The following is a 428-nucleotide window of genomic DNA, read 5'->3' as shown; positions in this document are numbered from 1 at the left end:
GATGTCCCCCGACTTTTTTCTCAAAGCACCCTCTCCATTCATTAATGTAATTTGGAATGAAAGGTATAAAAAGTTAAGCCATATTCCTTATCAGCATAAAAGGCTTGAAAAGGAAGGAATTTTAATTGAAACTGGGAGTTTTGTTTAAAAGAGATGGTGGGTGGAGGATTTTACTGTACCTCAATTAGATTTCGGTTTAAGTATAGCAATAGTTTCAAATGAGAGTGTTAGAATTCTAAAAGGGAGGACCAACTTCGGAAAGCCCTAGTAGTATAGAATTCATATAAACTGGAGAATAAATTAAATTGACTTTATCTGTTGGTATTTATTTAAGAATTCATCAAGCTCTTGACTACATTTAATAGTGTCAGGATGATTAAGCCCTTTGGACTTAGCTAACTTCATCATATGATAGCGCAATGCATTTA

The 428-nt window shown here is 33.6% G+C and carries 1 protein-coding gene; it reads right to left on the bottom strand.

Features of this window, described 5'->3' with window-relative positions; all coding sequences use genetic code 11:
- Positions 1–300: 300 nt before the first annotated feature.
- Entirely contained in the window at positions 301–420 is a 120-nt protein-coding gene (locus AOA60_RS34810) for an aspartyl-phosphate phosphatase Spo0E family protein (protein WP_099586440.1), read from the bottom strand.
- Positions 421–428 lie beyond the last annotated feature (8 nt).

Origin of the sequence: Pseudomonas sp. 2822-17 (genome assembly GCF_002742485.1) — a bacterium.
Classification (GTDB): domain Bacteria; phylum Pseudomonadota; class Gammaproteobacteria; order Pseudomonadales; family Pseudomonadaceae; genus Aquipseudomonas; species Aquipseudomonas cyclaminis.
The sequence above is the reverse complement of the archived record's forward strand: the minus strand, read 5'-3'. Positions and strand labels throughout refer to the sequence as shown.